This window comes from Streptomyces davaonensis JCM 4913 (assembly GCF_000349325.1).
Taxonomy (GTDB): Bacteria; Actinomycetota; Actinomycetes; order Streptomycetales; family Streptomycetaceae; genus Streptomyces; species Streptomyces davaonensis.
This window is the reverse complement of sequence record NC_020504.1, coordinates 5498559-5523528: the sequence shown is the minus strand read 5'-3', so window position 1 is coordinate 5523528 and position 24970 is coordinate 5498559. Positions and strand designations below refer to the sequence as shown.

The 24970-nt window shown below is 70.9% G+C and carries 22 protein-coding genes; 8 read left to right on the top strand and 14 right to left on the bottom strand.

Going from position 1 to position 24970, the window contains the following annotated elements:
* Positions 1 to 100: 100 nt before the first annotated feature.
* Positions 101 to 1483, bottom strand: coding sequence for a hypothetical protein (locus BN159_RS24500; RefSeq protein WP_015659683.1), 1383 nt, complete (start codon positions 1481 to 1483; stop codon positions 101 to 103).
* A 289-nt stretch (positions 1484 to 1772) separates the two neighbouring features.
* Between BN159_RS24500 and BN159_RS24495 the strand changes: the two genes are divergently transcribed.
* Genes BN159_RS24495 through BN159_RS24485 form a run of 3 tightly spaced genes read left to right on the top strand, consistent with a single transcriptional unit; the run spans position 1773 to position 4811 of the window.
* Positions 1773 to 2432 (top strand): bifunctional DNA primase/polymerase, encoded by a 660-nt coding sequence (locus BN159_RS24495; protein WP_015659682.1) that lies wholly within the window; start codon positions 1773 to 1775, stop codon positions 2430 to 2432.
* A gap of 22 nt (positions 2433 to 2454) precedes the next feature.
* The gene (locus BN159_RS24490) at positions 2455 to 3225 is read left to right on the top strand and encodes an ABC transporter ATP-binding protein (RefSeq protein ID WP_015659681.1); all 771 of its coding nucleotides are present in this window, start codon (positions 2455 to 2457) and stop codon (positions 3223 to 3225) included.
* Positions 3222 to 4811: a hypothetical protein gene (locus BN159_RS24485; protein ID WP_015659680.1), complete on the top strand. Its 1590-nt coding sequence runs from the start codon at positions 3222 to 3224 to the stop codon at positions 4809 to 4811. Before BN159_RS24490 ends, BN159_RS24485 begins: the two co-directional genes overlap by 4 nt.
* Positions 4812 to 4826: 15 nt before the next feature.
* On the opposite strand, the gene BN159_RS24480 is transcribed toward BN159_RS24485, so the two are convergent.
* Entirely contained in the window at positions 4827 to 5726 is a 900-nt protein-coding gene (locus tag BN159_RS24480; RefSeq protein ID WP_041819800.1) for an alpha/beta fold hydrolase, read from the bottom strand.
* A gap of 478 nt (positions 5727 to 6204) precedes the next feature.
* A complete protein-coding gene (locus BN159_RS24475) occupies positions 6205 to 6897 on the bottom strand; it encodes a metal-dependent transcriptional regulator (protein WP_015659678.1) in 693 nt (230 codons plus the stop codon).
* Between the two features lie 319 nt (positions 6898 to 7216).
* Between BN159_RS24475 and BN159_RS24470 the strand changes: the two genes are divergently transcribed.
* Positions 7217 to 7972, top strand: coding sequence for an SIS domain-containing protein (locus BN159_RS24470; protein WP_015659677.1), 756 nt, complete (start codon positions 7217 to 7219; stop codon positions 7970 to 7972).
* Between the two features lie 4 nt (positions 7973 to 7976).
* Here BN159_RS24470 and BN159_RS24465 read toward each other — a convergent pair whose 3' ends face one another.
* Together BN159_RS24465 and BN159_RS24460 are read right to left on the bottom strand one after the other, a co-directional pair.
* Positions 7977 to 9374 (bottom strand): PAS domain-containing protein, encoded by a 1398-nt coding sequence (locus BN159_RS24465; RefSeq protein WP_015659676.1) that lies wholly within the window; start codon positions 9372 to 9374, stop codon positions 7977 to 7979.
* A gap of 144 nt (positions 9375 to 9518) precedes the next feature.
* Positions 9519 to 9965, bottom strand: coding sequence for a GNAT family N-acetyltransferase (locus BN159_RS24460; RefSeq protein ID WP_015659675.1), 447 nt, complete (start codon positions 9963 to 9965; stop codon positions 9519 to 9521).
* Positions 9966 to 10473: 508 nt separating this feature from the next.
* Here BN159_RS24460 and BN159_RS24455 point away from each other — a divergent pair.
* The gene (locus tag BN159_RS24455; protein WP_015659674.1) at positions 10474 to 11460 is read left to right on the top strand and encodes an isopenicillin N synthase family dioxygenase; all 987 of its coding nucleotides are present in this window, start codon (positions 10474 to 10476) and stop codon (positions 11458 to 11460) included.
* A gap of 43 nt (positions 11461 to 11503) precedes the next feature.
* Here the strand turns inward: BN159_RS24455 and BN159_RS24450 are convergent, their stop codons facing one another.
* Entirely contained in the window at positions 11504 to 12604 is a 1101-nt protein-coding gene (locus tag BN159_RS24450; RefSeq protein ID WP_015659673.1) for a citrate synthase 2, read from the bottom strand.
* 310 nt (positions 12605 to 12914) lie between these two features.
* Here BN159_RS24450 and pdxH point away from each other — a divergent pair, with 310 nt between their 5' ends.
* Positions 12915 to 13583, top strand: coding sequence for a pyridoxamine 5'-phosphate oxidase (gene pdxH / locus BN159_RS24445; protein WP_041819798.1), 669 nt, complete (start codon positions 12915 to 12917; stop codon positions 13581 to 13583).
* On the opposite strand, the gene BN159_RS24440 is transcribed toward pdxH, so the two are convergent.
* The 8 genes from BN159_RS24440 to BN159_RS24405 form a co-directional block, all read right to left on the bottom strand.
* Complete coding sequence (locus tag BN159_RS24440; RefSeq protein WP_015659671.1) at positions 13573 to 14190, bottom strand: TetR/AcrR family transcriptional regulator; 618 nt, start codon at positions 14188 to 14190, stop codon at positions 13573 to 13575. The genes pdxH and BN159_RS24440 overlap by 11 nt on opposite strands.
* The gene (locus tag BN159_RS24435; protein WP_015659670.1) at positions 14178 to 14912 is read right to left on the bottom strand and encodes an enoyl-CoA hydratase family protein; all 735 of its coding nucleotides are present in this window, start codon (positions 14910 to 14912) and stop codon (positions 14178 to 14180) included. Before BN159_RS24435 ends, BN159_RS24440 begins: the two co-directional genes overlap by 13 nt.
* A complete protein-coding gene (locus tag BN159_RS24430; protein WP_015659669.1) occupies positions 14909 to 16477 on the bottom strand; it encodes a 4-coumarate--CoA ligase family protein in 1569 nt (522 codons plus the stop codon). The genes BN159_RS24435 and BN159_RS24430 overlap by 4 nt, the downstream gene beginning before the upstream one ends.
* A gap of 28 nt (positions 16478 to 16505) precedes the next feature.
* On the bottom strand, positions 16506 to 17645 hold the full coding sequence (locus BN159_RS24425; protein WP_015659668.1) for an acyl-CoA dehydrogenase family protein: 1140 nt from the start codon (positions 17643 to 17645) through the stop codon (positions 16506 to 16508).
* Between the two features lie 83 nt (positions 17646 to 17728).
* Positions 17729 to 19573 (bottom strand): acetyl/propionyl/methylcrotonyl-CoA carboxylase subunit alpha, encoded by a 1845-nt coding sequence (locus tag BN159_RS24420; protein WP_015659667.1) that lies wholly within the window; start codon positions 19571 to 19573, stop codon positions 17729 to 17731.
* 10 nt (positions 19574 to 19583) lie between these two features.
* Complete coding sequence (locus BN159_RS24415; RefSeq protein ID WP_015659666.1) at positions 19584 to 21182, bottom strand: acyl-CoA carboxylase subunit beta; 1599 nt, start codon at positions 21180 to 21182, stop codon at positions 19584 to 19586.
* On the bottom strand, positions 21179 to 22888 hold the full coding sequence (locus tag BN159_RS24410; RefSeq protein WP_015659665.1) for an acyclic terpene utilization AtuA family protein: 1710 nt from the start codon (positions 22886 to 22888) through the stop codon (positions 21179 to 21181). The genes BN159_RS24415 and BN159_RS24410 overlap by 4 nt, the downstream gene beginning before the upstream one ends.
* Positions 22885 to 23688, bottom strand: coding sequence for a TIGR03084 family metal-binding protein (locus BN159_RS24405; protein ID WP_041821813.1), 804 nt, complete (start codon positions 23686 to 23688; stop codon positions 22885 to 22887). Before BN159_RS24405 ends, BN159_RS24410 begins: the two co-directional genes overlap by 4 nt.
* 120 nt (positions 23689 to 23808) lie before the next feature.
* On the opposite strand from BN159_RS24405, the gene BN159_RS24400 reads away from it, so the two are divergent.
* Positions 23809 to 24651: a helix-turn-helix domain-containing protein gene (locus tag BN159_RS24400; RefSeq protein ID WP_015659663.1), complete on the top strand. Its 843-nt coding sequence runs from the start codon at positions 23809 to 23811 to the stop codon at positions 24649 to 24651.
* The gene (locus BN159_RS24395) at positions 24617 to 24889 is read left to right on the top strand and encodes a DUF397 domain-containing protein (protein WP_015659662.1); all 273 of its coding nucleotides are present in this window, start codon (positions 24617 to 24619) and stop codon (positions 24887 to 24889) included. The genes BN159_RS24400 and BN159_RS24395 overlap by 35 nt, the downstream gene beginning before the upstream one ends.
* The last annotated feature ends 81 nt before the right edge of the window (positions 24890 to 24970 follow it).

The window sequence follows — 24970 nt, the reverse complement described above, 5'->3', positions numbered from 1 at the left end:
CAATCCCTGCCCCTGGCCTCCTCTTCCTCTCGGTGCCGTTGTTTCCCGTGTGTTCACGGCCGTGTTTCCCGGCCCTGGCCAAACCGCTGTCGTACCGCCGTCACGCCGCCTGGAGATCCAGCCGCGCCCCGAACTCCCGTACCACCGGCTCCTCCCGGTACGGCTCCAGCCGTTGCTGGAAGTCCTCCAGGTACTCGGCGCCCCGGTTGGAGCGCAGGGTCTCCAGCAGCTCGACGGCCTTCAGGCCGGTGTGGCAGGCCTGTTCCACCTCGCGCTGCTGCACCTGGGCCGTGGCGAGGAGCACATAGCCGATCGCCCGCCGTCGCGCCTTGCCCTCCGGCAACCCCGCGAGGGACTCCTCGGCGCACCGCGCCGCCGCCTCGGCCTGCCCGAGGTCGCGGTGGCAGTGCGCCAACTCGTCGGCCAGATAGGCCCCGTCGAAGTGGGCGATCCACGCCGGGTCGTCCCCGGAGGCCGGATCCGCCGCCTCCAGCGCGCTCACCGCCCGCCCGGACGCCAGCTGGGCGCTTCGCGCGTCTCCCATGAGCGCGTGCCCCCGGGCCTCGGCGGCGTAGAACATCGCCTCCGCGCGCGGGGTGACGCGCCCCCGCGCCCCCTCCTGCGCCGCCCGCGCCAACTGCGCGATCTCACGCGGGTTCCCGAGCTGCGCCGCCAGATGGCTCATGGACGCGGCCAGTACGTATCCGCCGTAGCCGCGGTCCCCGGCCGCCTGGGCGAGCCTGAGGGCCTGGATGTAGTACCGCTGGGCGAGACCCGGTTGGCCGGTGTCGATCGCCATGTAGCCCGCCAGCTCCGTCAACCGGGCCACCGCGGCGAACAGTTCACGCCCCACGGCCTCCCGGTACGACCCGGCCAGGAGCCCCGAGACGACGCTGTTCAGATAGTGCACGACGACCGGGCGCACATGCCCGCTGCCGTACTGATGGTCGAGGTCGACCAGCGCCTGCGTCATCGCCTTCACGGCCGCCACGTCGGACTGGCCCACGCGCGGGCCCGCCGAGCGCGCGACCTGGGAGTCGGGCGACGAGATCAGCCAGTCCCGGCTGGGCTCGACCAGCGCGGACGCGGCGACGGACGAGCCGGACAGGAAGTCCCGCCGGCCCACGTCACTGCGCCACAGCTCACACACCTGCTCGATGGCGCCCAGTACCGTCGGCGAGAACTGGAGGCCAACACCGGAGGCGAGATTCTTGCCGTTGGCCATCCCGATCTCGTCGATCGTGACCGTACGGCCCAGTTTGCGGCCGAGTGCCTCCGCGATGATCGCCGGGGCGCGTCCGCGCGGCTGCTGTCCGCGCAGCCAACGAGCCACGGACGTCTTGTCGTAGCGCAGGTCAAGACCGTGCTCGGCACCGCACATGTTGACCCGGCGGGCGAGCCCGGCGTTCGAGCAGCCCGCTTCCTGGATGAGCGCCTGCAACCGTTCGTTCGGCTGCCGCGCGACGAGAGGCCTTGCGGCCATGGCGTACCCCCTGTGGCTGCGGTGCCCTGCCCACGCACCGAGTTGACTTGTCTTCGCACCGAACGAATCCGGCCGTGAAGATCAATGCCCCGCGGACATACCGAAAATGCGAGGCATGCGAGGATTGCCGGGGTAAGGCATGAAGCCGACCCCGCTTGTGGCTACCCAGATCTCGCCACGGATCCTCCCGCGCGCCCCCGTACATGCATCCATGCGCCCCAGTTGCGGAATCGATGCTCCTCCCCCGCGCACGCGACGGGCGTAACCCGAGGTGGGTGCGGGAGTTGTGATGTTCGTGGAAGAGACGATCGAGGCCACTGAAGCCGCTCAGATTCCGAAGCAGCGCGGGGAATCGCTGCTGGAGACCGCCGTACGCTACGCCGAGGAGCGCCACTGGGACGTCTTTCCCGGTACCTGGCTGGAAGCCGTCGACGGGGTACAGCGCTGCTCGTGCGGCGACGCCGCGTGCGATGCGCCCGGGGCGCATCCGGCGCGCGCGGACTGGGGCACGCAGGCCACGGGCAGTGCCACGGTGGCCCGCCGGATGTGGTCGAAGCAGCCGTTGTCCTCGATCCTGCTGCCCACGGGGCGCACGTTCGACGCGATCTCCGTCGCCGAGACGGCCGGGTTTCTCGCGCTGGCCCGCATGGAGCGGATGGAACTGACGCTCGGGCCCGTGACGTTGACGCCGAATCGTCGGATGCACTTCTTCGTGCTGCCGGGGGCTTCGGTGAAGGTGCCCGATCTGGTCCGCAAGCTCGGCTGGACGCCGTCGTCGCTCGATCTCATCGCGCTGGGCGAGGGCAGTTACGTGGCAGCTCCCCCGACCCGGTTCGGGTCACGGGGCGCCGTGCAGTGGGCCTGTCGGCCCACACCCGCCAACCGCTGGCTGCCGGACGCCGAGGAGTTGATCTCACCGCTCGCCTACGCGTGCGGGCGGGACCGATAACCCCGCGCCGTAGGGTTCGTCCATGACGTCGGCCGTATCTGTACGAGGACTCTGGAAGCGGTTCGGGCAGCAAGTTGCCGTTGCCGGCATCGATCTTGAGCTGCCCGCCGGGAAGTTCATCGGTCTGGTCGGGCCCAACGGCGCCGGGAAGACCACGACTCTCTCCATGGCCACCGGGTTGCTGCGGCCCGATCAGGGGGCCGTCGAGGTCGTCGGGCACGACGTGTGGCGGGACCCGGTGGCGGTGAAGGCGCGGATCGGGGTGCTGCCGGAGGGGCTGCGGCTGTTCGAGCGGCTGTCGGGGCGGGAACTGCTCGCCTACTCGGGGCGGTTGCGCGGGCTGCCCGGTGCCGAGGTCGACAAGCGGGCCACACAACTCCTCGACGTGCTGGACCTGGCCGGGGCCCAGCACAAGCTGGTCGTCGACTACTCGACCGGTATGCGCAAGAAGATCGGGCTCGCGGCCGCTCTCCTCCACAACCCCGAAGTACTCTTCCTCGACGAGCCGTTCGAGGGCGTCGACCCGGTCTCCGCGCAGACCATCCGGGGCGTCCTGGAGCGGTACACCGGCTCCGGCGCCACCGTCGTCTTCTCCTCCCACGTCATGGAGCTGGTCGAGTCGCTGTGCGACTGGGTGGCCGTCATGGCGGCGGGCCGGATCCGGGCGCACGGCCCGCTCGCCGAGGTCCGCGGCGACGCGCCCTCCCTCCAGCAGGCGTTCCTGGAACTGGTGGGGGCCCAGGGCCGCGACGCGGGGTCCGACCTCGACTGGCTGGGCGGCGGCGCCCGATGAGCGCGTCCACGATCACTCCGGTCCTGGTGCGGCTGAAACTCTCCCTGCTGCGCAACGGGCTGCGCCAGTCCTCCGGCCGCCGCGCCGCCTACGTCGCCTCCGCCGTCCTCACGCTGCTGTTCGCCGCCGCCCAGCTGATCGGGCTGATCGCGCTGCGCGGCCACGCCCACGCCGCGTCCGTGGTCGTCCTGCTGGTGGCGGTGCTGGCGCTCGGCTGGGCGGTGATGCCGCTGTTCTTCCCCGGCGGCGACGAGACCCTCGACCCGACCCGCCTGGTCATGCTCCCCCTGCGCCCCCGCCCCCTGGTGCGCGCCCTGCTCGCTTCCTCCCTGGTCGGCATCGGGCCGCTGTTCACGCTCTGCCTGCTGGCCGGCTCGGTGATCGCGGTGGCGCACGGCGCGACGGCCTACGCGGTGGGCGTCGTCGGAGCCGTCCTGGCGCTGCTGGTGTTCGTGGCCCTGGCGCGGGCCGTCGCCGCCGCCAACATCCGGCTGCTGACCAGCCGCAAGGGCCGGGATCTCGCGGTACTGAGCGGTCTGGTGATCGCGATCGGCGCGCAGCTCGTCAACTTCGGGGCGCAGCGCCTCGGTTCGTCCGGGCTCGGGCAGCTCGACCCGGCGGCGGACGTACTGCGCTGGGTGCCACCGGCGTCGGCGATCGGCGCGGTGGACGCGGCGAGCGAAGGGGCCTACGGCGTGGCCCTGGTGCAGCTGGCGCTGACGGCCGGTGCGTTGGCCGCCCTGATCGCCGTATGGTCACGGCACCTGACGCGGCTGATGACCGAGCCGGACGGGTCGACGCTCCAGGCGGCGGCCGAGACCGCCGTACGGGAGTCCACGGGGCTCGGCCGGCTGCTGCCCGCCGGGCGTACCGGGACGGTCATGGAGCGCAGCCTGCGGTACATCTGGCGGGATCCGAAGACCAAGGCCGCCTGGGTGACCTCGCTGGCCATCGGGATGATCGTGCCGCTGTTCAACGCCCTCCAGGGCACCGGCTCGCTCTACTTCGCCTGTTTCGCGGCCGGGATGCTCGGGATCCAGATGTACAACCAGTTCGGCCAGGACACGTCCGCGTTCTGGATGGTCGCGATGACGATCTCGGACGCGCGGGACGCGTACGCCGAACTCCGCGCGCGTGCGCTGGCACTTCTGGTGATCACCCTGCCGTACGCGACGCTGGTGACGGTTCTCACGGCGGCCCTGCTCGCCGACTGGTCGCGCCTGCCCGAGGCACTCGGCCTCTCCTTCGCCCTGCTCGGCGCGATGCTGGCGACCGGCGCGTGGACCTCGGCCCGCTTCCCGTACTCCATCCCGCAGGAGGGCTACAAGAACGTGGCGCCGGGCCAGGTGGGCCTCGCCTGGATCTCCATCTTCGGCGGCATGATCGCAGCGGCCCTGCTGTGCGCCCCGGTCATCGCCCTCACGATCTGGCTCAACATCACGGCGGACGGCGAGGACTGGCGCTGGCTGCTCCTGCCGGTGGGGACGGCGTACGGGGCGGCCATCACGTTCGCGGGACTGAGGCTGGCGGCACCGCAGACGGCGGCGAGGCTGCCGGAGATCCTTACAGCGGTGAGCAAGGGCTAGGACTTTCCCCAGGGGTCACACTGTCCGTACCGCGTCCAGGAACGGCTCGATCGCCCCCCGCCACGCCTCCGGCTGGTCATAGTGCACAAGATGCCCCGCGTCGGCGACCTCCGCGTACTCCCCCTTGGGCAGCACCCGCACCATCTCCTGCGCCTCGGCACGGCCCAGCTCGCCGTCCAAGCCCCGTACGACCAGCGCGGGGCACTGGACCTGCGCCAGTTCCTCCCAGTGCGCGTCGTACACCCATGTCTCACGGGACTTCAGCATCTGCTCGTGCTCGAAGACCGGCCGCCACCCGTCCTCGCACTCCTGCATGACCTCGGCGTAGAACTCCCCCCGCGCGGGGTTGGGCCGCTCCACCCAGGGGTCGTCCTCGCCGAACCACTTCCGCACGTCGGCGAGGGTCGCGAAGGGCACGGGCCAGGACTTGAACCAGTCCGCCCACTCACGCTGCGAGGCGGCACCCAGCGCCGACGCCCGCATGTCACAGATGATCACGCCCGACACCAGGTCGGGCCGCTTCGCGGCGAGCTGCCACGCGGTCAGCGCGCCCATCGCATGGCCGATGAGGACGGCCGGGGCGAGGCCGAGCTGTTCGAGGGCGGCCTCGGCGTCGTCCACATACGCCTCGCGCGTGAAGGCCGCTTCGGCCGGTTTGTCGCTGCGGCCGTGTCCGCGCTGGTCCAGGGCGACCGCGCGATGCCGTTCGGAGAGCCAGCGGGCCGTGGGCGCCCAGTGCGAGGCACGGCCCATCAGCCCGTGCAGTAACAGCACGCCCGGTCCACGCTCGCCCGGTCCCGGCAGCTCCGGCTCGCCCCCGGTGGACGTCGTGCGGTCGCTCTTGGGCGGGTCGCCGAACTCCCAGGCCGCGAGGCGTACCCCGCCCGTACCGGTCACGTCGATGCGCCGCGCCATAGGTCCTGGCACCCCCCTAGCTCCGCCTGCCGTGCCTTTGTGTGCATTTATCCGAGCGCGCGTCCCGCGCGACCCGTCACCCCCAGGCTATCGAACCTCCATTCGAAAACGCTGTCTCGGCGGGTAACACCCCTCATTCGAGTGACCCCCCTCAAGGGTTGGCCACCGCAGCCGAGGGGAGATCTTCAACGGGAGCGGACCGCTCGGGGAAAACGGTCCGAGGGGAACGACCCTGGGAGCTCGGGGCTCCGGGTCGGAAAAGGGGAGGACAGGCCCCGGCGCCGTATGGCGCCGGGGCCCTCCACACGTCTGCGGCACATCCTCCGCCCCCTCAGGTCATATGCCTCACGCGACAGCCTCGCACGCGCGGCGCCCGAGCGCTGCGATTCGACGGACTGAATCTTCGATTCGGCGCGTTCGAGGGGTCGCCCCAACTACCCCTGGGACACCAGGAGTTGCCATCGAAGTGACGGCGGGCTCAGCGCTTGGCGACGAACACGTGCGAGGCGATGTCCGCCTCCAGCTCGGCCGCCTCGCCGCCACTGCCCACCAGCACGCCGCCCGCCGACTCGGTCACGCTGACCACCGAACCGGGCTGCACGCCCGCGCGACGCAGCGTGTACATCAACTGCGCGTCCGTCTGGATCGGCTCGCCGATCCGGCGCACGACGACGGTCTTGCCCTCCAGCCCCGGGGCCAGCTCGGCCAGCGAGACCATGCCCTCGTCGAGGAACGGGTCGGCGCCGTCCTTCTCACCGAGCTCCTCCAGGCCGGGGATCGGGTTGCCGTAGGGCGACTCGGTGGGGTGGCGCAGCAGCTCCAGGACGCGACGCTCGACGGCCTCGCTCATCACGTGCTCCCAGCGACAGGCCTCGGCGTGCACCTGCTCCCACTCCAGGCCGATCACGTCGACGAGCAGACACTCGGCGAGCCGGTGCTTGCGCATCACGCGGGTGGCCAGGCGGCGGCCTTCGTCGGTCAGCTCCAGATGGCGGTCCGAGGCGACGGACACCAGACCGTCACGCTCCATCCGCGCCACCGTCTGGCTGACCGTCGGCCCGCTCTGGTCGAGCCGCTCGGCGATCCGGGCACGCATCGGGACCACACCTTCCTCTTCCAGCTCGAGGATGGTGCGGAGATACATCTCCGTGGTGTCGATCAGTCCGGACATACGTGCCCCTCGATGAGATCTGCCGGAAGCGCGACAGCTTCGCGGCGCGTGCGCTGGCCCTGGCTTCAATTCTGACGCATAGCGCTGACAACCGTGCCGCGCCGTTGAAACCAGGGGGTTTCGCGCTTGCCCACGGGGATCGGCAGCTCCCTGGCATGCGCGCCCCCGGCCCACGCCCCGCGCCGTGTCGACCCCGCGCCCCCGCCGTATTGACACCGCACTGGTCCAGACCGCACGGTGATCCGCGACACAGATCACGACCGGCACACGACCGGCACATGAACGCCAACGGACTTCGCACGGCAAAGGGGCCCCGCGCATGAGCGACCGCAAGCTGTCCGGCCAGTTCTTCGACGCCGCGATCGGGCTGCTCCAGCAGGTCCGCGACGAGGAGGCCGAGAACATCGAGTCGGCCGGCGCACTGCTCGCCGACGCGGTCGCCGGAGGCGGGCGGCTGTTCGCCTTCGGCGCCGGACACTCCTCGCTGGCCGCGCAGGACGTCGTATACCGCGCGGGCGGGCTCGCGCTGATGAACCTGCTGGCCGTGCCGGGAGTCGTCGGCGTGGACGTGATGCCCGCGACGCTGGGATCCGCCCTGGAGCGGGTCGACGGGCTCGCGGCGGCCGTACTGGACAGCTCACCGCTCCGCGCGGGGGACGTCCTGGTGATCATCTCCCTGTCCGGGCGCAACGCCCTGCCCGTGGAGATGGCCCTCAACGCCCGCGCGCTGGGCGTGAAGGTCATCGGGGTGACGTCGGTGGCGTACGCCACCGAGACCAAGTCACGGCACGTGTCCGGGACGTTCCTGAAGGACCACTGCGATCTGGTCCTCGACTCCAAGATCCCCGTCGGGGACGCCGAGCTGACCCTGGACACGGTTCCGGCACCGTTCGCGCCCGCGTCCACGGTCGTCACCGCTGCCCTGATGCAGGCCGTCATGGCCACAGCGGCGGGCGCCCTGGCCGACCGCGGCATCGAACCACCGCTGCTGCGCTCCGGCAACGTGGACGGCGGACACGAGTGGAACGGGCGCGTGATGGAGGAGTACGGCGACCGGATCTTCTACCGGCGCTGAACCCTCACAGCGCGCTCGCCAGGTCCAGGGCGGTCGCGATGCGCGCCGCCACGTCCTCCGCGTAGGTCGCATCCGAGCGCTCGAAGGGGCTACGGCCGCCCCCGCGCAGGAACGTCACCACACCCAGGGTCCGGCCCCGGCTGCGCAGAACCGCGCACAGCGCGTGCACCGAGTCGGACGGCCACCGCCGGGCCTCGGCCCACAGGCGGGCCTGTTCCGGCGGGACGGTGCCGACGCTGGCCCGGACCGATCCGGCGCGGGCCACGCACTGGAGTGCCGGGTGGCCCTCCGGGTAGCGCACGGGCAGGCCCGCGGCGCCGGTGGGCAGGCTGGGTCCGGGCGGTCCCGAGGGCGTCGCGGCGGCCCTGACCAGGCGGACCTGCCCGGCCGCGTCCGCGTCGCCGAGGAAGCCGCCCGCGACCCGGTCGATCAGGGCATGGTCGGCGAAACCGGCGAGCGCGAAGTCGAGGTGGACGGTGGCCGCCTCCGCCGGGTCCTCGCACTCGGCCGCGGCCCGCGCGGCCCGGTGCAGCTGGTTAGTGCGGAACCGCAGCAGCGCCGCCTCCTGCTCGCCCTGCTTGGCCTCGGTCACGTCCTGGAAGAGCCAGCCCACACCGAGCGGCACGGGCTCCTCGGCCAGCGGTGAGGCCAGCCGCACGAATCCGCAGCGCCAGCAGCGCCGCTGCTCGCCCTCCGGGGTGCGCACGCTGACCCACAGCTCGGCGGGCGCGGGCGGCGCGCCCTCCGCGAGGACATGGGTGAGCGCGCTCTCCAACTCCTCGACGCCCTGGGCGAGCAGCTCGCCCAGCGGGCGGCCCAGGACGGTCGTACGGCCGACGCCGAGCGCGCGGGCGGCGTGGGCGTTGACGACGGCGGGGCGCAGATCGGCGTCGACCAGGACGACGCCCCAGGAGGCGTCCTCGAAGAGGGCCTCACTGAGCGCGATGGAGCGTTCCAGATCGATCTGGGCGTGGACCTCGCTGAAGGCGCAGTACACGCCGGCGGGCTTGCCGTCGGGCCCGCGTACGGCCGCGGACTGGGTCCGTACGAGCACCCGGCCGCCGTCCTTGGTGAGCAGCGCGAACTCGTGCACCTGCCGCCCCGGAGCGTCCATGGCGGACATCAGCCGCCCCTCGACCTCCTCGGCGTCGGCGCTGCGCACGGCCCAGCCGGCGAACCCCGGCCGCCCCACAGCCTCGGCGGCGGTCCAGCCCAGAATGCGCTCGGCCTCACGGTTCCAATGGGTCACGACCCCACCGGCGTCGAAGGCGCACAAAGCCGCGTCCATGCCGTCCAGCAGCGCGGCGAGCAGGTCGGAGCCGCCGGAGCCCTCAGGACCGGGACCCTCGGGCTCGTCCGGCCCCAGCTCGTCGGTGGTCCCACTACGCCGGGAAGCACTCACCTGGACCCCCTGCCAAGCCGCGTCCGCACGCGTACGGTGCGGCGGTTCGCTCACTAACAATCATTCAACTCGAACGTGACGCAGCACACACCCGGTTCCCTGCAAGATTGAGGGAATCGTTGCACGCAGGAAACGTCGTACCACTCATGCCTCAAGTCTGAGCGTGAGCCAGACTTCATTCTCGTCCTCAGGCGCGACATACCGCTCCACCTCGACGAATCCCCGCACCTCGGCAAACCGCACCCCGTCGGCGTTGGCGGCAAGAACGACGGTCTGGATCCCCTGAGCACCGAGCCCCCGCGCGTGGGCGAGACAGTGCTCATACAGGACGCCCCCAAACCCGCGCCCCCGATGCTCGGGCAGCACGCGCGCGATGACAGTCGCTACTGCCTCCTCCCCATCCGGCGGCCGCACGGTCGAGCACCCCACGAGCTCATCCCCGACATACGCATTCTCCAGCCGATGCCGCCCACTCCGCTCCCGCACCTCATCGGCACTCAGCTCATCCGGCGGCACGATGACGTTGTGGACGTACCGCCACTGCTCCAGCATGCGGTCACCGACGGCCGCCTCGACCCGAAGATCATCCATCCCCCACCCCTCCCCATGCCGCGTGCACCCCAACCTCAGAAAAAAAGCGGTTGATCCCGTCGCGGGCGGTTCCTAGTGTGTGGTGCACACGAGAAGGGAGGTGGTTCGGCAGATGTATGGAAACCGGACGCGTGAGGTGGCTGCGGGCTAGCGGCCCGACACCCCGCAAGTGCGGTGCCGGACCAGTGCGTGACAGATGCGTGCAGCCGGCCCAATCCCAAGCAGTCACCCGACCCGCGAGCTCGCCGGTACGTCCGGCCGGCCCTCCCGCCCTGGCGGAGGACCCGAGCTCGCGGGTCGTCTGCGTTTTCTGGGCCTTCCGCGGATGATTTGCGGGTGTGAGCTGGGTCATCCAGGAAATCTTCGGTGCGCAGTACGCTGGGTGCATGATTTTGCTCGTTCGACGCCGCCACGTGGACTTCGTCCGCGTCACGAGCATGGGCTGTCGGCGCTCTGTCTGAACCAGAGCCCCCTTTTCATCCCTCACTTTTCCCCGTGGGACGCAGCCATGTCGTCGTACCAGCAGCTTCCGATCATCGATCTCACCGCCCCTGATCTGCATGCGCGGCTGCACAGTGCCGCCCATGACGTGGGGTTCTTCCAGCTCGTCGGGCACGGTGTGAGTGCCGAGGAGACCGAGCGGCTCCTGTCCGCCATGCGGAAGTTCTTCGCCCTGCCCGAGGCCGAGCGGCTCGCCCTCGACAACATCAACTCGCCTCACTTCCGCGGCTACACCCGTACCGGGGACGAGCGGACGGGTGGGGCGCGGGACTGGCGGGATCAGCTCGATATCGGGGCCGAGCGGGCCGCTCGGGTTCCGGGGCCGGACGAAGCCTCGTACTGGTGGCTTCAGGGGCCCAATCAGTGGCCCGCCGCGCTTCCCGAGCTTCGTGTCGCCGCGCTTGCCTGGATCGACCGGCTCAGTGCCGTCGCCCAGCGGCTGCTGCGTGAGCTGCTCGTCGCCATCGGGGCGCCCGCCGACTTCTACGACCCCATCTTCGGCGACCGCGCCCACCCGCATCTGAAGCTCGTCCGCTATCCGGGGAGCGCCGGAGACGGTGGCGATCAGGGTGTTGGCGCCCACAAGGACTACGGCTTTCTGACGCTGCTGCTTCAGGACCAGGTCGGTGGACTCCAGGTGCAGCGGGCGGACGGTTTCTTCCACGACGTACCGCCGCTCCCCGGCGCCTTCGTCGTCAATCTCGGTGAGCTGCTGGAAGTGGCCACCAATGGGTATCTCGTCGCCACCAACCACCGGGTCGTCTCCCCGCCGGGGGCCACCGAGCGCTTCTCCGTGCCGTTCTTCTACAACCCGCGGCTGGACGCGCGCGTGGAGCCCGTTCCCTTCCCGTATGCCTCCAGCGCGCCGGGCATCACCGCCGACCCCGGCAACCCGCTCTTCGCCGAGTACGGCTACAACGAGCTGAAGGGCAAGCTGCGGGCGCATCCGCTGGTCGCCGAGCGTCATCACTCGGGGCTGCTGACGCCCGCGTGAACAAACGAAAGGGCGCCCCGCGCGGGGCGCCCTTTCGGCTTTCTCAGTGCGCGATGTCCGCGTATCCCTCGATGTCCCGCGGGTTCCGCGTGCCCGGACCGACGTAGCGGGCCGACGGCCGTACCAGGCGGCCCGTCCGCTTCTGCTCCAGGATGTGCGCCGACCACCCCGCGGTGCGCGCGCACGTGAACATCGACGTGAACATGTGCGCCGGTACCTCGGCGAAGTCGAGCACGATCGCCGCCCAGAACTCGACGTTCGTGGCCAGCACCCGGTCGGGACGGCGGGCGTGCAGCTCGGCCAGTGCGGCCTTCTCCAGCGCCTCGGCGACCTCGAACCGGGGCGCGCCCAGCTCGCGCGCCGTACGCCGCAGCACCCGCGCGCGCGGGTCCTCGGCGCGGTACACCCGGTGCCCGAAGCCCATGAGCCGCTCGCCCTTGTCGAGGGCCTGCTTCACATACGCCTCGGCGTCACCGGTGCGCTCGATCTCCTCGATCATGTACAGCACGCGGGAGGGGGCTCCGCCGTGCAGGGGCCCGGACATCGCTCCTACGGCGCCGGAGAGCGCCGCCGCCACATCGGCGCCCGTGGAGGCGATGACCCGTGCGGTGAATGTGGACGCGTTCATGCCGTGCTCGGCGGCGGAGGTCCAGTAGGCGTCGACGGCGGCGACGTGCTTGGGGTCCGGCTCGCCCCGCCAGCGGATCATGAAGCGCTCGACGACGGACTGCGCCTTGTCGATCTCGCGCTGCGGAACCATCGGAAGGCCCTGTCCGCGCGCGGACTGGGCGACGTAGGACAGGGCCATCACCGCGGCACGCGCGAGGTCGTCGCGGGCCTGCTCGGCACCGATGTCGAGCAGCGGTTTCAGGCCCCACACCGGCGCCAGCATGGCGAGCGCGGACTGCACGTCCACGCGGATGTCGCCGGAGTGCACCGGGATCGGGAACGGCTCGGCGGGCGGCAGTCCGGGGTTGAAGGCCCCGTCGACGAGCAGGCCCCAGACGTTGCCGAACGAGACATGGCCGACGAGGTCCTCGATGTCGACGCCCCGGTACCTGAGTGCGCCGCCCTCCTTGTCGGGTTCGGCGATCTCCGTCTCGAACGCGACGACTCCTTCGAGTCCGGGTACGAAGTCGGACATCAGGCGGCTCCCTCGTGAAGTGTGCGACAGATGGTGTTGTCGGGGGATGGTGCGGACCGTGTCGGGTCTGGTGCGGCGGGGACGGCTCGCGCCCGGTGGATCCGCGGTCGTGGCTCGAAGGACTCGCGGTCCTGGGCGGTACCCCAGTGATTCCCGGCTGGCGGTCACCCAACCGAGGCGGCATCAGAACGATATCCCCGAGTGCCACCATTGGGGAGTGGTTGCGGCACTGAGTGCCACGCAGTGACGAAGGACACCGAGCCGAACGGGCCGTGCCGAACGGGCCGCGCGAATACGGCAAGATGACCGCGTGACCGACCGAGACGCCGTACCGCCGGATCCCGCCGCGATGCGCAAGCAGTACCGGGCCGCGGGCCTCGCCGAGAACGAGCTGCCCGCCACTCCGGTGGAGCAGTTCGCGCGCTGGTTCAAGCAGGCCGCGAGCGAGGCTCATCTGTTCGAGCCGAACGCCATGGTCGTCTCCACCGCGGACGCCGATGGCCGCCCCAGTTCGCGCACGGTGCTGCTGAAGCAGTTCGACGAGCAGGGCTTCGTGTTCTTCACCAACTACGGCTCTCGCAAGGGCCGTGACCTGGCCGAGAACCCGTACGTCTCGCTGCTGTTCCCCTGGCATCCGATGGCCCGCCAGGTGATCGTGCAGGGCATCGCGCGGCGCACCGGGCGGGACGAGACGGCCGCCTATTTCCGGACCCGCCCGCACGGCTCCCAGCTCGGTGCGTGGGCCAGCGAGCAGTCCGCGGTGATCTCCACGCGGGCCGACCTGGACGCCTCGTACGCCGAGCTGGCCGCCCGCTATCCCGAGGGCGAGCAGGTGCCGGTGCCGCCGAACTGGGGCGGTTTCCGGGTGGCCCCGCAGTCGGTGGAGTTCTGGCAGGGCCGCGAGAACCGGCTGCACGACCGGTTGCGGTACGTCAGCCAGGCGGACGGAAGCTGGCGGGTGGAGCGGCTCAGCCCGTGACGCCCAAGGCGTCGTCGAGGAGTGACGCCCATTGCGCCACCACCCGCTCGCGCCGCGCCTTGTCGTCCGTCAGCAGGGTCGCGAGGCCCAGTCCGCGGGCCATGTCCAGCAGTCCCTGCACGGTCTCCCGCACCCCGGGCTCGGATTCGTCGGCGCCGAGCAGTTCGACGGCGATGCGGTGCGACTCGCGGCCGACGCGGGCCTCCAGTTCGGTCACGCGCGGGCGCAGTTGCTCCTCGTTGGAGGCGGCGACCCACAGGTGGAGCGCGGCGCGGAAGAGCGGGCCGGTGTAGAGGTCGACCAGGGCCGTCACGACGGCCCGCCGGTCCTGCGCGGCGCCTTCGGGGAACAGGGCGCGCAGAGCCGTGGAGCGTTCCTCGGCAACGTACTCGACGGCCGCCGTGAAGAGGTCCTCGCGGGTCGGGAAGTGGTGCTGTGCGGCGCCTCGGGAGACGCCCGCGCGTTCGGCGACGACGGACACCGTGGAGCCCGCCCAGCCGTGTTCGGCGAGGCAGGCCACGGCGGCTTCCAGGAGCCGCTGCCGGGTGGCCCGGCTGCGGTCCTGCTTGGGAACGCGGTCGCGTTCCGCCGTACTCACACCACCCATGAGGGATCCCGTCGCTCCAGGAAGGCCGTCATCCCCTCGCGGGCCTGCGGGGAGGCGAACAGCCGGGCCGAGAGCGCGGTGAGCCGGCCCGCGTCCCGGTCGAATGATTCCAGCACCCTAGCCGTGAGCAGCCGTTTCGTCTCGGCCAGGGCCTCGGGGGCGGAGCGTCGCAGACCGTCCAGGATCGGCTCAAGTACGGCGTCCACGTCGTCCCCGGCGGCGGTCAGCAGGCCGATGCGGGCGGCCTCGGGGGCGTCGAAGCGCTCGCCGGTGAGGTAGTAGCGGGCGAGGGCGCGGGGGTCGGTGCGCGGGAGCAGGGGGAGCGAGATGACGGCGGGGGCGACCCCGATCCGTACCTCCGTGAACGCGAAGCTGGCCGTGTGCGCGGCGGCCGCTATGTCGCAGGCGGCCAGCAGGCCGAGGCCGCCCGCGCGTACGTGGCCGGTGACCCGCGCGAGGACCGGTCGGGGCAGCTCCACGATCTGCCGGAGCAGGCCGACCAGGGCGTCCGGGTGCGGCGGGTCGCGCAGGTCGGCGCCCGCGCTGAAGGTGTTGCCGGTGTGGGTGAGGACGACCGCGCGGACGTCGGTGTCCTTGGCGCAGTCGGTCAGCGCGTCGGAGAGTTCACCGACCAGTGCCGCCGACAGGGCGTTGCGGTTGCCCGGCGAGTCGAGGCTGAGCGTCTCGACGCCTCGCGCGCGTGTACGGCCGATCAGACTCACGTGCGCTCCCTGAGTTCGCGCCGGAGGATCTTCCCGGAGGCGGCCCGGGGCACGCCTTCGATGAAGGTGACCTGGCGGACCCGCTTGTAGGGGGCGACGCGTTCGGCGACGTACATCATGACCTCGCTCTCGGTGAGGTCGGCGGCGAGTTGCTGGCGGACGACATACGCGCGGGGCACTTCGTTGCCGTTGTCGTCGTAGACCCCGATGACGGCGGCGTCGGCTATGCACGGGTGGGTCAGCAGCAGTGCCTCCAGTTCGGCGGGGGCCACCTGGAAGCCCTTGTACTTGATGAGCTCCTTGACCCGGTCGACGACGAACAGCCAGCCGCCGGAGTCGACATGGCCGACGTCCCCGGTGTGCAGCCAGCCGTCCGCGTCGATGAGCGCGGAGGTGGCGTCGGGGCGCCCCAGGTAGCCCTTCATGACCTGCGGGCCGCGGATGAGGATCTCGCCGGACTCGCCGACGCCGAGGTCCTTGTCCGGGTCGTCGAGGGAGACGATCCGCATCTCGGTGCCCGCGATGAGCCGGCCGACCGTGCCCGGGGGCGCCTCGCCGATGGCGTCCAGGGGGACGACATGGCTGCCCGGGGAGAGTTCCGTCATGCCGTACGCCTGGCCTATCGGGGGCAGGTTCAGGCGCTGGGAGCAGGCCGCGGCGAGCTGGGCGTCCAGCGGGGCGGCGGAGCAGATGAGGTACTTCAGGGACGACAGGTCGTAGTTCTCCACCGCCGGGTGCTTGGCGAGGGCGAGGACGATCGGCGGGGCCACGTAGAGCGCGGTGATGCGGTGGTTCTGGATGGCCGCGAGGAAGGTCTCCAGGTCGAAGCGGGGCAGCACGACGACGGTGGCGCCCTTGCGCAGGGGCGCGTTCATCAGGGCGGTCAGGCCGTAGATGTGGAAGAACGGCAGGACGGCCAGGACGCGTTCGCCGGGGCCCGCGGTGACGGCGGCGTCGAGCTGGACGAGGTTGGTGGCGATCTGCCGGTGGGTGAGCATCACGCCCTTGGGCACGCCGGTGGTGCCCGAGGAGTACGGCAGCGCGGCGATGTCCTCGCCGGGCTCGATGTCGATCTCCGGCTCGGGGGCGGTGGAGCCGAGCATGTCGATCAGGGAGCGGTGTCCCGGCGCGCTGTCGCAGACGAAGATCTCCTGGACGCCGCCCGCGAGTTCGGCGGCCCGTCGGGCGGACTCCAGCAGCGGGGAGACGGTGATGATCCAGCGGGCCTTGCTGTCGCCGAGCTGGCGGGCGAACTCCTCTGGCGTGGACAGCGGGTGCACGGTGGTGACCGAGGCTCCCGCGCGCGTGGCGGCGTAGAAGGCGGTCGGGAAGGCCACGGTGTTGGGGCTGTGCAGGGCGATCACATCGCCCTTGCGGACTCCGGCCTCGGCGAGCGCGGCGGCGATCCTGCGGTGGAACCGGTCCACCTGGGCGTAGGTCAGGGTGGTGCCGTCGGTGCCGTCGATCAGGGCGGGCAGCTCGCCGAACTCGGCGGCGCGGCCCAGGACGAATTCGTGGATGGGCTGGTCCACGGGGGACACGTCTGCGTACTCGCTGCGGAACATGGGGCCTCCTCGCACAACGCTGTGCCGGTCAGTACGACTTGGGCAGACCCAAGGTCTGGTGGGAGACGTAGTTGAGAATCATCTCCCGGCTCACCGGTGCAATACGAGCCACGCGTGCGGCAGTTATCAACCGGGCGAGCCCGAATTCCCGCGTGAGGCCGTTGCCGCCGAGGGTGTGCACGGCCTGGTCGACCGCCTTCACACAGGCCTCGCCCGCCGCGTACTTGGCCATGTTGGCGGCCTCACCGGCGCCCATGTCGTCGCCCGCGTCGTAGAGCAGGGCCGCCTTCTGCATCATCAGGCGGGCCAGTTCCAGGTCGATGTGCGCCTGGGCGAGGGGGTGGGCGATGGCCTGGTGGGCGCCGATGGGGGCCTTCCACACGGTGCGTTCGCGGGCGTACGTAATCGCTTGCGCGAGGGCGTAGCGGCCCATGCCGATCGCGAAGGCGGCCGTCATGATCCGCTCGGGGTTGAGTCCGGCGAAGAGCTGGAGGAGGCCGGCGTCCTCGTCTCCGACGAGCGCGTCCGCGGGGAGTCGTACGTCGTCCAGGGTCAGCTCGAACTGCTTCTCCGCGGCTTGGAGTTCCATGTCGATCTGGCGCCGCTGAAAGCCCTCCGCGTCTCTGGGGACGATGAACAGGCACGGCTTGAGGTTGCCGGTGCGAGCGTCCTCGGTGCGGCCGACTATGAGGGTCGCGTCCGCGATGTCGACGCCGGAGATGAATACCTTGCGGCCGGTGAGGAGCCAGTCGCCGGTGTCCGGGTCGCGGCGGGCGGTGGTGGTGATGCGGTGGCTGTTGGAACCGGCGTCGGGCTCGGTGATGCCGAAGGCCATGGTGCGGGAGCCGTCGGCGAGGGCGGGGAGCCATTCCTGCTTCTGGGCTTCTGTTCCGAAGCGGGCGATGACTGTTCCGCAGATGGCGGGCGAGACGACCATCATGAGGAGGGGGCAGCCGGCTGCGCCGAGCTCTTCGAGGACGATGGAGAGTTCGGCGATTCCGCCGCCCCCGCCTCCGTACTCCTCCGGGAGATTGACGCCGAGATAACCGAGCTTGGCTGCCTCGGACCACAGTTCTTCGCGGTCGTAGTCGCGGCCGTGGCGGTTGCCGAGTGCCGATACGGCGGCTCGGAGGGCCTTGTGCTCTTCGGATTCGAGGGTGGTGGGCATGGCGATCCTTCCCGGGTGCGGGTCTCGTTGTGGCTGGTCGCGCTCACGCGGCGGAGCCGCATATCGATGCAGTCCCGCGCCCCTTAGGTTGCTTCCACTACCGCTAGCAATTGACCGACCGTGACCTGCTGGCCCGTGACCACGCCCAACGCGTTGAGCGTTCCTGTGACCGGCGCTGTGATCTTGTGTTCCATCTTCATCGCCTCCAGCCAGAGGAGGGGGTCTCCGGCCTTTACGGGGGCTCCTACGGCCAGGCCCTCGGCGACCCTGACCACCGTTCCCGGCATGGGAGCCAGCAGGGAGCCGGGGGCAAGTTGGGCCGTTGGGTCGGGGAAGCGAGGTAGTTGCGTCAGGGCCGTGGTGTTGACGTGGATCTGGTCTCCATACCGCGCCACCTCGAACCTTCGCTGCACGCCGTCCACCTCGAGTACGACGAGATCCGCGGCCGCGCGCACGACGCGTACGCCGTCCGCCTCCAGGCCGGTCCTCGTGTGCCGGTAATGGACCTCGTGCTCCTCGTCGCCCCGCGCGTAGCGCCTTGTCTGGGGCTGGGAGGGGACGTTGCGCCAGCCGCCGAAGCGGGAGGTGGAGCGGGTGGCTTCGGCGAGGGCGGCGGCCAGAGGGGCGTGCGGGTCGGGGGTGGGCGCCGTCAGGGTCGTGAGGTGGCGGTCGTAGAAGGCCGTGTCCATACGGGGCGTCGTGAACTCCTCGTGGCGCAGGGAGCGGACGAGGAGGTCGCGGTTGGTGGTGGGGCCGTGGATCGTGGCGCGTTCCAGGGCGCCCGCGAGTTGGCGGAGCGCGCCCGCGCGCGTGGGGGCGTGGGCGATCAGCTTGGCGAGCATCGGGTCGTAGTGGACGCCGATCTCGTCGCCGTCGCCGTAGCCGGTGTCCAGGCGGACGCCGTCGGGTACGGCGAGGCGGTGCAGGGTGCCGGTCTGCGGGGCCCAGTCGCGGGCCGGGTCCTCGGCGTAGAGGCGGGCCTCGACGGCGTGGCCGCGCGCGTGGGGCGGTTCGGGGTCGAGGGGGTGGCCCTCGGCGATGCTCAGTTGGAGGGCGACCAGGTCGATGCCGAAGACGGCTTCCGTGACGGGGTGTTCCACCTGGAGGCGGGTGTTCATCTCCAGGAAGTGCGCCGTGTCGTCGGCGACGAGGAACTCGACCGTGCCGGCGCCGACGTAGCGCACGGCGCGCGCGGCGCGTACGGCCAGCGCGCGCAACTCCTCCGCGAGCCGGTCGGAGAGCCCGGGCGCCGGCGCTTCCTCGATCACCTTCTGGTGGCGGCGCTGGAGGGAGCAGTCGCGCGTGCCCAGCGCCCACACCGTGCCGTGCGCGTCCGCGAGCACCTGCACCTCGACATGGCGGCCGCGCTCCACATAGGGCTCGACGAAGACCTCACCGTCGCCGAAGGCGCTCGTGGCCTCGGCGCGCGCGCCCTCCAGGGCGGCGCTGAGCTCCTCCAGGCGGCGCACGATGCGCATTCCGCGCCCCCCGCCTCCCGCGGCCGCCTTCACGAGCACCGGCAGGTCGCTCTCCGCGACCTCGCCCAGGGGGGAGAGCCCCATCAGCTCCTTGGCGCGCGTCTTGGACGCCATCGCCTCGATCGCCTCCGGCGGCGGACCGATCCACACCAGGCCCGCGTCCAGGACGGCCCGCGCGAAGTCGGCGTTCTCCGAGAGGAAGCCGTAGCCGGGGTGCACGGCGTCCGCGCCGGCCGCGACGGCGGCCTTCACGATCAGGTCGCCGCGCAGATACGTCTCGGCGGGCGTCGCGCCCGGAAGCCGTACGGCCGCGTCGGCCATGCGCGCGTGGAGGGCGTTTTCGTCGGCGTCCGAGTGCACGGCGAACGTCCGGATTCCCAACTCACGGCAGGTTCGGAAGACACGGCAGGCGATCTCGCCGCGGTTGGCGACGAGTACAGAAGTGATCACTGGTGGTCCCTCACATCCGGAAGACGCCGAAGCCGCCGCGCGCGCCCTCGTAGGGCGCCGTGTGAACGGCGGACAGGCACAGGCCGAGGACGGTGCGGGTGTCGCGCGGGTCGATGACGCCGTCGTCGTACAGCCGCCCGGACAGGAACATCGGCAGCGACTCGGACTCGATCTGCTGCTCCACCATGGCCCGCAGCGCCGCGTCCGCCTCGTCGTCGTAGGGCTGCCCCTTGGCGGCGGCCGACTGCCGGGCGACGATCGACAGGACGCCCGCGAGCTGCTGCGGGCCCATGACGGCCGACTTGGCGCTGGGCCAGGCGAACAGGAACCGCGGGTCGTAGGCCCGCCCGCACATGCCGTAGTGCCCGGCGCCGTAGGAGGCACCCATGAGGACGGAGAGGTGCGGCACGCGACTGTTGCTGACCGCGTTGATCATCATCGCGCCGTGCTTGATGATGCCGCCCTGCTCGTACTCCTTGCCGACCATGTAGCCGGTGGTGTTGTGCAGGAAGAGCAGCGGGATGTCCCGCTGGTTCGCCAACTGGATGAACTGGGCCGCCTTCTGGGACTCCTCGCTGAACAGCACGCCCTGGGCGTTGGCGAGGATGCCGACCGGGTAACCGTGCAGGCTCGCCCACCCGGTGACCAGGCTCGCGCCGTACAGCGGCTTGAACTCGTCGAAGTCGGAGCCGTCGACGATCCGGGCGATGACCTCACGCGGGTCGAAGGGCGTACGCAGATCGCCCGGGACGATGCCGAGCAGGTCCTCGGCGTCGTACTTGGGCGGCTCGGCGAGCCCGGGGTCGGCGTACGCCTTCCGATGATTGAGCCGGGCGACGACCCGCCGGGCCTGCCGCAGCGCGTCCCGCTCGTCCACGGCGAAGTAGTCCGCGAGCCCCGACACGCGCGCGTGCATCTCGGCACCGCCGAGGGACTCGTCGTCGCTCTCCTCGCCGGTGGCCATCTTGACCAGCGGCGGCCCGCCGAGGAAGACCTTGGCGCGCTCCTTGACCATGATCACGTGGTCGGACATGCCGGGGACGTACGCGCCGCCCGCGGTGGAGTTGCCGAAGACGACGGCAACGGTCGGAATCCCCGCCGCCGACAGCCGCGTGATGTCCCGGAAGATGGCACCCCCGGGAATGAAGATCTCCTTCTGCGACGGCAGATCGGCGCCACCGGACTCCACCAGACTGATGCAGGGCAGCCGGTTGGCGAGCGCGATGTCATTGGCCCGCAGGGCCTTCTTCAACGACCAGGGATTGCTGGCGCCACCGCGCACGGTCGGGTCGTTGGCGGTGATCAGGCACTCAACACCTTCGACGACACCAATACTGGTGACGAGGGAGGCACCGACGGCGTAGTCACTCCCCCAAGCGGCCAGGGGAGACAGCTCCAGGAACGGCGTGTCCGGGTCGAGGAGCAGCTCGATGCGCTCCCGCGCGAGGAGCTTGCCGCGCTTGCGGTGCCGCGCGATGTACTTCTCCCCGCCGCCCGCGAGCGCCTTGGCGTGCTCGGCGTCGAGGTCGGAGAGCTTGGCGAGCATGGCCTCGCGGTTGGCCCGGTGGTCCGGGCTCTTCACATCCAGCGCGGAGGACAGGACGGTCACAGGAGAGCCTCCGGTATGTCCAGGTGCCGGGCGCGCAGCCACTCGCCGAGCGCCTTGGCCTGGGGATCGAAACGGTGCTGTGCGGCGACTCCGGCGCCGAGGATGCCCTCGACGACGAAGTTGAGCGCGCGGAGTTCGGGGAGGACGTGGCGGCGGACGGTCAACCCTTCGCACTCCGGGAGGAGTTGCCGGAACCGCTCCACGGTCAGCTCGTGGCAGAGCCAGCGCCAGGCCTCGTCGGTACGGACCCACACCCCGACATTGGCGTTGCCGCCCTTGTCGCCGCTGCGGGCTCCGGCGACGTGCCCGAGCGGGGCGCGGCGGGTTCGGTGACCGGGCGCCGGCGGCTCGGGAAGCGCGGGCTCCGGCACCTCGTCGAGTACGGCGGTGTCCTGGGGCGGCGCCACAGCTACCCGCCGCCCGTCATGGAGTACAGCCACATGTGGGGCCGCGCCATGGGGCACGTACACATCCTCGAAGACCCCGTAGGGAGCGCCCTTTCCAGGTGGCGCGAGCACATGGAACCCGGGGTAGCTGGCGAGGGCGAGCTCGATGGCGGCTCCGCTCAACGCCCGCCCGACAGCGCCCTGATCGGGGTCCCGGACGACGAGCCGGAGCAGGGCGCTGGCCAGCTCCTCGGTCGGGGCGTCGGGGCGGTCGGTCCGGACGAGTTCCCACCGCACGTCGGCGGGCGACGACTTGGCGAGCGCGAGCGCGTCGGTCATCTGCGCGCGCACCAGCTCAGCCTTGGCCTCGATGTCGAGCCCGGTGAGCACGAAGGCAACTTCGTTGCGGAACCCGCCGAGCCGGTTGACGCCGACTTTGAGGGTGGGCGGTGGCGCTTCCCCGCGCACGCCGTCGATGCGTACGCGATCGGGCCCGTCCTCCGTGAGCCGGACGCTGTCCAGCCGGGCGGTGACGTCGGGCCCGGCGTACCGGGCGCCACCGGTCTCGTAGAGGAGCTGGGCGGTGACGGTGCCGATGTCGACGAAGCCGCCCGTCCCTCGGTGCTTGGTGATGACGGCGGTGCCGTCCTCGTGGATCTCGGCGAGCGGGAAGCCGGGCCGCAGGAGTTCGCGGAGGGGCCGCTCGCCGAAGAAAGCGTAGTTGCCGCCGGTGGCCTGCGTCCCGCACTCCAGCACATGCCCCGCAAGGACGGCGCCCGCGAGCCGGTCGTAGTCCGTCGGGGCCCAGCCGAAGTGGGCGGCGGCGGGCCCGGTGACCAGGGCGGCGTCGGTGACGCGTCCGGTGACGACGACGTCGGCGCCCTCCCGCAAACACGCGGCGATGCCGAAGCCGCCGAGGTAGGCGTGGGCGGCGAGGCTGCCCGGGTGGGTGGCGGTGAGGTCGTCGCCCTCGACGTGCGCGACGCGGACGGGCAGACCGAGGCGTGCGGCCAACTCCCGTACGGCGTCGGCGAGTCCGGCGGGATTGAGCCCGCCCGCGTTGGTGACGATCCGGACGCCCCGCTCATGGGCGAGCCCGAGGCACTCCTCCAACTGCCGCAAGAAGGTACGCGCGTACCCGGCGCCGGGGTCCTTAAGCCGGTCCCGGCCGAGGATCAGCATGGTCAGTTCGGCGAGGTAATCGCCGGTGAGGACGTCGAGTTCGCCGCCGGTGAGCATCTCGCGCATGGCGTCGAAACGGTCGCCGTAGAAGCCGGAGGCGTTGCCGATACGGAGAGGTTGGGGGGTGTGGAGGGTCACTGGTCGCCCCCCTTGGCGGTGCCAGCGCTCCGCCCGGCGCCGGGCGGGCCGGCGAAGGCCTGGGCGATGTCCAGCCAGCGGTCGGCGTCCTCGCCATCGGCCTGTACGGCGAGGTCGGCGCGGTGGGCACGACGGGTGACGAGCAGGCAGAAGTCGAGAGCGGGGCCGGTGACGCGCTGGGGTGCGTCTTCGGGACCGTAGGCCCACAAGGTGCCATCCGCCCCGGTGAGTTCGATGCGGAACTCCTCAGTGGGCGGGGTGAGTCCGTTGACCCCGAAGGCGTAGTCGCGGGCGCGCACACCGATGCGGGCCACATGTCGGAGGCGGTCGGTGGGTGTGCGGACCACACCGAGGGCATCCGCGACGTCCTGCCCATGGGCCCAGGTCTCCATCAGTCTGGCGCTGGCCATGGAGGCGGCGGCCATGGGTGGGCCGTACCAGGGAAAGCGGGCGCCCTTGGGGGCGGCGCTCAGGGCGTCGGCGAGTGCCTTACGTCCGGTGCGCCACTCCGCGAGGATCTCGGCGGGCGGCTTCCTGGCACCCTCCTCCGCACCTTCGTCGACAAAGTTGTCCGGCGAAGCGAGCGCCTTCTCGACCTCCTTGCCGAAGGCGTCGGCATCGGTGACGGCGAGCAGGGCGGCGTGGTCGGTCCAGGCGAGGTGGGCGATCTGGTGGGCGATGCTCCACCGGGGCGCGGGCGTGGGCAGGGACCACTGGTCCGGGCTCAACTCGGCAACCAGCCGGTCGAGTTCATCGCTTTCCGCACGCAGGTCGTCGAACACGGGCGTCGGGTCGGCCATGGGGAGGAGCATGGCAGCGGCCCCGGAATCAATCAAGCACGCTTGCATGATTTCTTTTTCCACAACTCCGGTTTCTGTGCGCAGTCCTGTAGCTACGCTCGGTGATTGGAGGTGGTCGCTGTGGTTAACATTCGGCAGCTTGATCCGAGCGCGTCGCCGCTGGACTACTACGGCTACGAGTTGCGCCGGGCACGGGAGGCGGCGGGGCTGACGCTGGCGCAGCTCGGGGCGATCGTGTTCTGTACGGGGTCGCTGATCGGCCAGATCGAGACGACTTTAAAGGTGCCGACGAGGGAGTTCTCGGAGCGCATGGATGCGGCGCTGGGGACGGACGGGAAGTTTTCGCGACTGGTGGGGTTGGTTCTGCGCCACCAGTTGCCGAGTTGGTTTCAGCCGTATGCGGAGCTGGAGGCGAAGGCGACGTTCATCTCGTCGTTCCAGGCCCAACTGGTCGACGGGGTGCTCCAAACCAAGGCCTACGCGCGGGCGGTGCTCGGCACTCGGGACGACGGCGACATCGACGGCAAGGTGGCGGCACGGCTGGATCGTCAGCGAATCCTGGCGCGGGATCAACCGCCGGTGATGTGGGTGGTGTTGAGTGAGGCGGTACTGTACCAGGAGGTCGGCGGCCGAGAGGTCATGCGCGAGCAGCTAGCGCATCTGCTGGCCATGCAGAAGCGGCAGTGGCTGGAGATTCAGATCCTGCCGTTCGAGGCGGGTGCGCACACCGGACTCATGGGCTCGTTCTACCTGCTGCGCTTCGACAACGACCCGGACATCGTCTACACCGAGGACTTCGTCCAGGGGCACATGACGGCCAATCCCGAAGCAGTCAAGGAGGGTTCGGTCCGTTACGATCATCTGCAAGCGGCCGCCCTCTCCGTTGCCGACTCGGCGGCCCTCATCGCCCGCGTGATGGAGGAACGGTATGAAGACCAACCTGACGGGCGCGACCTGGCGTAAGTCTTCGTACAGCGGAGGCACTGGCGGCGATTGCGTCGAGTGCGCGCCCCTCGGAGCCGCGAGTTGGCGTAAGTCCTCGTACAGCGGTGACACCGGCGGCGCTTGCATCGAAGTCGCCGACCTCACCCCCCACATCGCCATCCGCGACTCCAAGAACCCCACCCACGGAGCCCTCACTCTCTCCCCCGAGAGCTTTGCCCGGTTCATCACCGCAACCACCGCCGGAGTCTTCGGCTGACCTGAGAGGGCGCGCACGCAGCGGCGGCCTGCCATGAACAACAGGAGGCCGAACGCACCGCCGTGGGTGGAACCTGGCCGG